Source organism: Mucilaginibacter sp. (assembly GCF_039207105.1).
In the GTDB taxonomy this organism is placed as follows: domain Bacteria; phylum Bacteroidota; class Bacteroidia; order Sphingobacteriales; family Sphingobacteriaceae; genus Mucilaginibacter.
The window spans coordinates 24,015-33,500 of sequence record NZ_JBCECK010000055.1 but is presented as its reverse complement, the minus strand read 5'-3'; the positions used below and the strand labels follow the sequence as shown (position 1 = coordinate 33,500).

Here is a 9,486-nt window from a genome sequence, read left to right as displayed (position 1 = left end):
AATATCCTGAATACCTCCAGCTTGGCTGCATCAAATACCTGCCAATCAAAAATGTCAATATTGGTAAAATAGGTCTTGTATTTATTACAACCCAACTGTAATATGTGAAGTTGTTGTAACAGCTCCTGCTTTCTGGAAGCATCATATTTGGGATACAAGATCCCTTCAATTACCTGTAAACCGGCGGGATCAAATATCTGACCGCTACCTACCTCTACCTCGGATACCGGAGCACCGTTTACGCTGCGGGTAGTTGCAGCATCAAAATATTCGGCCGCCCATTCAAACTTTTTATAATAGTTCCTGGCCTGCAAAAACAGTTGCTGTAATTGCTTTTCATCGGGTGTATCACTCGTCGCAGCTACCTCGAACTTGTTGGTTATAAAATCAGAAAAATCATTTACCTGTACTAATAATGTTTTTGCAACCGCCTTTTCAATTGCTGGTTTCTCCTCCCCGCTTGAAAAAAGCGCGTAACCTGCAATGGCCATCACTACTATCAGTATACAAACAACTTTTTTCATTTAAACTATAGGGCCCGCAACGCAACATATTGCTAAACCAATACCGGTAAAAAAATACAGGGACAGCCTCGTAAAGCTGTCCCCTGGTTTTATAAATTTTATTTATGCAAATAGTTTCTACCCTCAGGTGTCAACTTCATCATGTTAAAAAGAAAAAGCATTCAACATCGGATTCGCGTTTTTATCGCGATCATTCAGCGGCTGTAGGTTCCATCTTTTTTCAATGAATGAAAGGATACTTACGGTTTCATATTGGGTATGATCAACAAATCCCTTTTTAGCAAACGGAGAAATAATGATGGCCGGAACGCGCGTACCCGGTCCCCATTTTTTATCAATTACCGGCGGGGCCACATGATCCCAGAAACCACCGTTCTCATCATAAGTAATAATGATCACCGCGTCTTTACCGTTAGGGCCGTTAAGCACCGCGTTTACCAACTCAAGCGTGTGACCTTCACCATTTTGAACATCAGAATAACCCGGGTGCTCGTTATTGATACCAATCGGCTTTACAAACGAAACGCTTGGCAGCGTACCATTTTTGGCAGCCTCCATAAAACTGGTTTCGTCTTTCAAATGATCTTTTTTAGCCTGGGTGCCATCAGCATATTTAGCAAAGTATACAAATGGCTGGTGGTGGTATTGAAACGTTGGGTCGGGTTTACCGGCCAGGGCATTATCCCAGCCGCCGGCATACCATGCCCATGAAATATTTTTGTCGCTCAGCCTGTCGCCAATAGTGGGCGTAGTTTGATTAGGTACCAACTGAGCCGGGTTGGCATGAGCCGGGTGGGGCATGTTTACCGAATAGCTGGTGTTGATTACATAACCATCAGGAGTAATTGTACCATCGCTGGTCATTTTGCCCGATGCATCTACTTTAGCAACCAAATTTGCCGGCGCATTCGGGAATACAGGGCTTGCCGCGGCAATAAGCCACTGGTGATTTAAAAACGAGCCGCCAAAGGCGCTATGAAAAAAGTTATCGCACAGGGTATATTTTTTTGCCATAGCATATAATGGCAACAGGGTAGTTTTATAATACCCCATCGTTAAACCTGCCGAAGTATTATACAAGGCATACTTATCCATTTTACCACCGTTAATTTGGTTTTGCTCCTGGTAATAGCGGTGCTGCACATCCGGTGTTTCCTGGTCAGATGGAATATACTGATCGATATTAAAATACGTGTTCGGCAAATTAGTAGGGAAAGCAGTTGATCCGGAAATTGGGGGCAGAGAAGCATAAGGCTTACCGCTGGCATCTACCTGGATTACATTATTTTTATTGGCAGTTGATAAACCGTTGGCTCCGGCAAACTGGCCATAAAGATTATCAAAACTATGGTTCTCTAAATAGATAACCACTACGTGGCCCACCTTATTAATGGCTGGCGGATTTGTGGGATTCTCTTTATTGATAAAAGATGAACCTAAAAGCATTACACCTATAGCCTGGGCTGATATAATACCGGTTTTTATGAAGTAACGAAAATTACTTTTCATGGCGGGATGATATTTTTCTTTTGAGTGGATTTGAAGGCACAAAAAACAACCTTCGGCATTAATGATATATTACATAAAGGTAATATTTATGTTAAGCCAAAGCAAGAACAACTTGAACGTTTCAACAAAGCAACTTGAACGTTTCAACAAAGCTAAGGGCTCCAATACAGTCTACCTTTGTTATATCAAATTAAATATTAAAACAATGACAAAGATTTGGTTTATAACAGGCAGCTCCCGCGGTTTGGGACGCAGCCTAACAGAAGCAGTATTAGCCAAAGGCGATAAGGTAGCGGCAACAGCACGTAACACTGAACTGTTGAATGATCTCGCCGATAAATATCCTGATCAGCTTTATGCGGTTAAATTGGATGTTACTAACAAAGAGCAGATCATATCAGCCGTAGAAAGCACTATTCAACATTTTGGCCGTATTGACGTATTGGTGAACAACGCCGGGTTTGGCATCATCGGTGCTGCCGAAGCGTTTTCTGACGAGCAGGTACGCAGCCAGCTGGAAACAAATTTATATGCACCCATTGAAATTACACGTGTAGTATTACCTTATATGCGCGAGCAAAAATCTGGCAGCATTTTACAGATCAGCTCAGTTGGCGGCCGTGTAGGTAACCCGGGCCTAAGCATGTACCAAGCCGCCAAATTTGGCCTGAGTGGTTTCAGTGAAGCTTTATCAAAAGAAGTAGCCGAATTAGGCATCCATGTAACTTGTGTCGAACCCGGCGGTTTCCGTACAGATTGGGCCGGTGATTCTATGAGTTACGCGCCATCAGTAGCTGGTTATGAAACAACGGTAGATGCACGTATCGAGTTTTTTAAAAGCGGCAAATTTGTACCTATGGGCGATCCGGAAAAAGCGGCTCAGGTTATGGTAAACCTGGTTGACAGCTCTGAGCCTCCAATGCACCTGGTACTGGGCAGCGAAGCCATCGCTATATTGAAACAGGCTGATGCAGCCCGTACAGCCGAAATGGAAAAATGGATGCCTGTAAGTTTATCAACGGACCATGACAACGCTGGAAACTTCCTGGAAACAGAAGCCGGCAAGGCAATCATGTCCAAATTAAAAAAAGGGGAGTAAACAAGTTTCTTCATTATACTCAAGAGCATTACCGTATAAATTTTATCCGGCAATGCTCTTGATTTTTTAGTTAAATTTGATCAATATGCTTGCTGAAAACCAACTAAGTTCTCAATCAGAAATTCATTACTCCTGCTATTACACCAGGAGCCGCGGGGGCGAACAGTTTATCACTGAGCATGCCTTTAGCTACCAGATATCCGGTAACCTCACCCTTACCGGCGCCGATAAGATATATACCTCCGGCCCCGGCGATTTCAGGCTGAGCAGACGAAACCAGCTGGTAAAATTTCTGAAAGAACCTCCTCCGAGCGGTGAGTTTAAATCAGTTTCTATTTATCTGGATCAGGCAACGCTCCGAAACTTTAGTATAGAATATGGATATAAGGCTGAAAAAAAAGATGAGGGCGACAGCATCATTTCATTAAAGCCCAACCCACTATACAAAAGCTACATGGATTCGTTACAGCCTTATGAGCATATGCCCCAGCCCCATGATAAAAACCTGCTTACCTTAAAACTGCGCGAAGCTATATTGATACTACTACAAGCCAACCCTGAGCTGAAGGATGTTCTATTTGATTTTAGCGAGCCCGGTAAAATTGACCTGGAGGGTTTTATGAATAAAAACTACCATTTTAACGTGCAGCTAAAACGCTTTGCCTATTTAACCGGGCGCAGTCTGGCCACTTTTAAGCGCGATTTTGAAAAGATATTCCACATAACACCCAGCCGTTGGCTACAGCAAAGACGCCTGCAAGAAGCTCATTATCAAATTAAGGAGCAAGGCAAGGCCCCATCTGATATTTACCTTGAACTGGGCTTTGAAGACCTCTCTCATTTTTCGTACGCGTTTAAAAAAACATATGGTATAGCCCCCTCCAGATTATTGTAGTTAAGCGCACTCGGCTTTGAATGATATGTACCATACAATCAATAAATATTACCACTAATAAAGCTTAAAAGCTCTATATATTTGTTATTATCAAAGAACAATATCATGGAACAGAAACTACCCCTACCTCCGTTCAATTTTGAAACGGCCACACAAAAAGTTCAATTGGCAGAAGATGCCTGGAACAGCCAGGACCCGGTTAGGGTATCTTTGGCATATACCGTTGACAGCGAATGGCGCAACCGCTCGCAATTTATAAACGGCCGCGAAGAGATCGTAAAGTTCCTGAGCGGTAAATGGGAAAAGGAACTTGATTATAAGCTAAAAAAAGAGCTTTGGGCTTTTACCGATAACCGCATAGCGGTGCGTTTTGAGTATGAATACCATGATGCCGACGGACAATGGTACCGTGCCTACGGCAACGAAAACTGGGAATTTGATGAGAATGGCCTGATGCAAAGGCGCTTTGCCAGCATCAACGACGTACTTATTAACGAGGCCGACCGTAGATTGTAAAACAGCGGCTAAGGCCGCTATTTGAACGAGTGGTTATCAATGGTGCCCGTGTGTTGATAGAAAAAGTGTAGGACTGTGCGATTCCCTCCTTTGGGAGGGAATATCTAATTAGCCTATCACTTGTTTTCATGCAGGCGCGGATCACTAAGCAACAACAGATCCAGCAAGGTTTTCGTTTTACCTGATAGAACTATTACTTACAGCCACCGCTATTTTTGAATCGGCAGTACCGTAGTACAAGTACCATTTATTGTCAAATACAGCCAGTCCTTCTACAAAGCAAACCTGGTTTACCTGTCCCGAACGCTCATACGGTTTTTCGGGTTTCATAAAATAAGTATCCAGGCGTTTAAGCAGTTTAGTTGGATCATTTTTATCAAACAAAGCCTGCGAAGCCGCGTAAGTGCCATCGGCCAGTTCCAGATCGCCAAATGATGTTACGTTGCGGCTGTTGTATATGAGCACAATGCCTTTATCGGTTAATATCGCCGGTGGGCCCGGCTCTACCAGATCGCTGTCAAATTTACCCTCACGGGTGGGCAGGGCTATTTTGAGTTCGGCAAAATTCATAGCTTCTGATCTTAATCTTACAGGCGGTTTCTCGCCAGCGGCCATTTTAGTAGGTGTCCAGTTGATCAAATCGGTAGATGTTGCCGTCCATATCTGGGTATCACCCCAATACATCCAATACTTCCCGTTTATTTTGGTAGCTACTACCCTGCCTTTTTTATAGGTTGATACAATAGAACCCGATTTGCTCCACTTTTCGGCATATTTACCGCTATCTGTTTTGGCAAATACACTGCCATGTTTTTGCCACTTGATCAGGTCGGTTGATGTAGCTACTAAGAGACGAGCCACCTTGCCATCAAATGCGGTATAGGTCATGTAATAAGTTCCTTTATTATCCTCAACCACGCGCGGGTCTTCACAGCCACCTTGCCATTCCAGTTTTTTGAGGTCGTCATTGTCCGGGTACAAAACCGGGGTGGGCTTGCGTACAAAATGCAGGGCATCGGTACTTACGGCTAAACCTATGCGCGATGTACCGTCAGGTTTTCCAGTTTTATCCTGAGCACGATAAAGCATCCATATTTTACCCCCTCTGTTTACAATAGCCGGGTTAAAAACATCTTTAGCCTCCCACAAAACCTGCGTTTTTAATATCGGATCGATAAACTTACCCCTCCCTGGCTCCAAAATAGGGTTAACACTATCAATCTTGTTAAATGGTAAAATTGCCCAGTTGTTAACGGTGTCCTTCAGCGAATCGGCTTTAGAAGCATTACTTTGACTGCCTTTGCAGCCACACATTGAAATTGCTACAGCAAGAGGAATAATAAAGTTCAGTTTCATAGCAGGGAGTACTTTATATTATAACTTATTTTTTCATCACCAGTTTTATAGCTACTGAATCGCCTACAATTTTACCATATTGGTTTGATACAATGCAGGAATTATGAAAATGTATACCCCCATAAAACCGGGCCCAAACGTTTTCATTAGCGGCAGCCCGGAATGATTTATAGGATCGGCTTTTTATACCAAATTCCAGTTCGGAGGTATCGGTATAGGCCACATTATCGCCCAGGGCACTGGTGAGCGCTTCGGCAGCTGCGGCAGATACGGTGCAATGCCCGCAGGTATATTCTGGAAAGGGCGGTGTTTGCAGGTGCGGCCGCCATTCTGCATCAATATATTTGTTAATCACGGTCTCGGGGCGGGCGGTGTTATAGGTGTATTTAGCCGTCCATGATTCAATAAAGGCATCAAACAATGCTATGGCTGTTTTGGCATAGGCATAAACGGTTTTATTAAAATCGGCATTTACCTGCTTTGCGCCGATACCCACAATACTTAGCCAATGACCCGGCGGCGAAAACTTTTTGGTAATGAATTGCACGTGCCCGCTTACGTTTAACTTACCTGGGTTGTCATCCCAAAAATCGGCCATATGGGCCTGGTCGTGGGTAAGGCTGTCAACCGCATTTTTGATGTACATTACTTCTTTGTAATATTTGCTGTTCTTGTCGGTCACGTTAAAGGCCGGCGGCTCTGGTACGCTGTATTCTTTAGCGTTGTTCATCACCATCGTACGGATTTCGCCCCAATGAGGTTCTACCGCTTCACCATAAAGCGGAGGTGTTGGCGTCCATCGCCCGGGTACGTTGTTGATAGCAAACTTGCTGGCACTGCGGGTTTTGGCATAGTTATCCTTTTTGCTCCAGGCCATGATAGAGGCTGCCACAGCTTTTGCAAAAGCCTCGGAATTGCTGATTTCCGCAGCAGGCATGCCATGCTCAACCGCTATGGTATGCAAACTATCTGTATAATATTTCAAGCTCCCTTCGGGGAAGGTAACAGCTTCACCCACTTTGCAAAAAGCCAGCATTGCCGCATATTCATAATCAATAACCTGATCAGCCGGTGCTTTGGCAACAGTTTTTAAACCATTCAGCTGCCCAACTAACGATCTGTACTGTTTTGGATAACCTGCCGCTATTACCTCATATGCAGCTACAGAGGCATAAGCATAATTACGCGAGGCCACCACCGGCGAAAAGTTATTCCCCATTACTACGCGGTTTAGCCTGTAAACCGTGCTGCTGAATAAAGCAGGGTTATGCAAAATAGTTTTATAATCTGATTTTTTGCAGGATGTAAAAAGTAATAAGGCAGCGGCAACAAAAATCAGTAAAGGTTTCATAGGGTGTAATTTAGCAAGTTAGATGATATTTTTTATAAAAGGTTGTCATTTCGACGAAGCAAATAGGATTGTGCATAGTGTGAGGAGAAATCTTATATAATTTGCATCCTTGATGTTCATTTGTATAAGATTTCTCTTCGCCCCAATGCGTATTCCATCACAGGCTCATCGAAATGACATAGCGTTTATTTTACTTTTAAACATTTCACTTAACAACATAAGTCTTTTTATCAACCCCAACCCCTGTGATGGTTAATGATTTCCAGTTTTTGGGCAATTTGCTTTTGATCTGAATGATACCTTCGGGGGTAATATCAAGCCCGCCAAAGCCCATTAATAAGCCCTGTATAATACCACCGGCTCCGGTTGCAAAGTAAGGGTTGGTACCTCCCTTGGTTTCGGCAATTACACGGAATGGCGGTAGCAGGTTAGGTTCGTAAGCATCTTTAAAAAAGTGATAAGCCTTATCCCCATTACCTAAGCGGGCATACAACAGGGTAAAAATACCCTGGGTCATGGCCGGAGTACCCTCGTTAGGTACGCGGGTCTCGTAATATTCCAGGTCTTTTTTTATCTGTATCGGGTCAGTTATGGTTTTCAGCGGATAGGCCAGCAGGTTTACATCAGCTTGCTTAATGCCCTCACCTTTGTAGGTGGCAAATTCACGCGTTACACCATCCGGAAATTTCAATATGGGGATATTTTGTTCTACCTGCTGCCAATCCGGGTCGGCCGCTAAACCTAAAATCTTAGCTGTAGCTATAGCACTTTGCAAGTTTGCTTTTGCGGCAGCATTAGTGAAAGCGTTGTTATCTACATTTTCGGCCCATTCATCGGCGGCCACTACGTCTTTAATATCGTAATGCCCCTCACCATTGCGTTCTACACGGCTTGCCCAAAAATCGGCGGTAGCTGATAGAATAGGCCAGCCTTTTTCAAGTAGCCATTGTTTATCCTGTGTAACGCAGTAATAATTCCAGGCGGCCAGGGCAACGTCGGCAGTAATGTGGTGTTCAAACGGACCACTCAGCGCCCATACCGGGGTTTCTTCTACCCCGCTGTCAGCGCTTTCCCAGGGGAACATAGCCCCTTTGTACCCATGCGAAAATGCATTTTGTTTGGCAGCAGCCAAACGCTGAAACCTGTATTCTACTAATGATTTGGCTATCTCCGGATGCAGCACCAACAGCGCCGGATACATCCAGATATCGGCATCCCAGAAAACATGTCCGTTATAACCTAAGCCGGATAAACCCATCGGCGATGGCGAGTAGGCTGTACCGGCCCTGGAAAACGAATACAGATGATACAACATGCTATGTACATCCTGCTGGGCCTGAGCATCGCCTTCAATTTTAATGTCGCTTTTCCATAACTCATCCCAGGCTTGTTCATGATATTTGATGAGGCGGTCGCGGCCTTCCAGCTTGGCAAACATGGTAAGGCGCTCGGCCTGGTTCAATGGGTCGGCATCATGAGCAGAGGTTATAGACGATCCGGCCAAGGCATAGCGGTACGTTTGCCCGGCAGTTAAGCTTTTGCTAAACTTCATGAGGTGCATGTTATTATCCCACATTTCATGAATTACCCGAGGCTCCTGCCCGTGCTGTTCATTAAACAAAAAGGTATTTGAGGCGCAAAGCTGTAATTTGCCTGTTGGGCTTTTAGCAGTTGAGGTAAGCAGGCTGATCGTTACATGCGGCCTGTCAATTTCGTTGTAATAATTCTGCACATCCTTTAAGGCATCGGGTGCTTCCATCACACTGGCAGCAGTAATGTTAATAGGCTTTTTAGCCGTAATACTGATATCCATTAAAACGGTAAAGGGTAGCTGTCGTAAAGAGTAATACGTATATTTTATAGATGCGGCATCGCCATAATCAAAAGTGGTGGTAAAGGCCGCATGCTGCATATCCAGCTCCTGTTTAAAGTTGCTGATATTTTTGGCTTCCATACGCTTACCCCCTATTTCGAGGTAGCTGTTGAGTAAGTTAAAGCTGTTTAAAAAGTTACTCACCCGGCCCCGGCCGTACAGATCATAAGCACCCGCAAGTACTACGTTTTTAACCTTAAAAGGCTCGGGCGATGATACAATGCCGATCATGCCATTGGCTACCGTTATGCCGTAATAGTTAGCGGCATCAATTTTATCGGCTTTTATTTGCCAGGCGTTTTGAGCCTGTAGTGTGCTGACCCAAAAACACAGGCCTGTTAACAACGTGCCTACTTTGTTCAT

Annotated in this window: 8 protein-coding genes; 3 read left to right on the top strand and 5 right to left on the bottom strand. The window is 44.2% G+C overall.

Annotated elements, in window-relative coordinates:
- Window positions 1-524: hypothetical protein (locus AAGC65_RS13065; protein ID WP_343112898.1), on the bottom strand; the 524-nt coding region annotated here is incomplete at its 3' end.
- Window positions 525-668: 144 nt separating this feature from the next.
- Window positions 669-2,033: an acid phosphatase gene (gene acpA / locus AAGC65_RS13060; protein ID WP_343112897.1), complete on the bottom strand. Its 1,365-nt coding sequence runs from the start codon at window positions 2,031-2,033 to the stop codon at window positions 669-671.
- A 205-nt stretch (window positions 2,034-2,238) separates the two neighbouring features.
- On the opposite strand from acpA, the gene AAGC65_RS13055 reads away from it, so the two are divergent.
- The 3 genes from AAGC65_RS13055 to AAGC65_RS13045 all read left to right on the top strand — a co-directional run bounded on the left by AAGC65_RS13055 (window position 2,239) and on the right by AAGC65_RS13045 (window position 4,543).
- A complete protein-coding gene (locus AAGC65_RS13055) occupies window positions 2,239-3,132 on the top strand; it encodes an oxidoreductase (protein WP_343112896.1) in 894 nt (297 codons plus the stop codon).
- 85 nt (window positions 3,133-3,217) lie between these two features.
- Window positions 3,218-4,027, top strand: coding sequence for an AraC family transcriptional regulator (locus tag AAGC65_RS13050; protein WP_343112895.1), 810 nt, complete (start codon window positions 3,218-3,220; stop codon window positions 4,025-4,027).
- A gap of 105 nt (window positions 4,028-4,132) precedes the next feature.
- Window positions 4,133-4,543 (top strand): nuclear transport factor 2 family protein, encoded by a 411-nt coding sequence (locus AAGC65_RS13045; protein ID WP_343112894.1) that lies wholly within the window; start codon window positions 4,133-4,135, stop codon window positions 4,541-4,543.
- 177 nt (window positions 4,544-4,720) lie between these two features.
- On the opposite strand, the gene AAGC65_RS13040 is transcribed toward AAGC65_RS13045, so the two are convergent.
- The 3 genes from AAGC65_RS13040 to AAGC65_RS13030 all read right to left on the bottom strand — a co-directional run bounded on the left by AAGC65_RS13040 (window position 4,721) and on the right by AAGC65_RS13030 (window position 9,486).
- The gene (locus tag AAGC65_RS13040) at window positions 4,721-5,899 is read right to left on the bottom strand and encodes a glycoside hydrolase family 130 protein (protein ID WP_343112893.1); all 1,179 of its coding nucleotides are present in this window, start codon (window positions 5,897-5,899) and stop codon (window positions 4,721-4,723) included.
- Between the two features lie 25 nt (window positions 5,900-5,924).
- Window positions 5,925-7,250 (bottom strand): vanadium-dependent haloperoxidase, encoded by a 1,326-nt coding sequence (locus AAGC65_RS13035; protein WP_343112892.1) that lies wholly within the window; start codon window positions 7,248-7,250, stop codon window positions 5,925-5,927.
- A 205-nt stretch (window positions 7,251-7,455) separates the two neighbouring features.
- Window positions 7,456-9,486 carry a glycoside hydrolase family 65 protein gene (locus tag AAGC65_RS13030; RefSeq protein ID WP_343112891.1) on the bottom strand — a complete coding sequence of 677 codons (2,031 nt, stop codon included), beginning with the start codon at window positions 9,484-9,486 and terminating at the stop codon, window positions 7,456-7,458.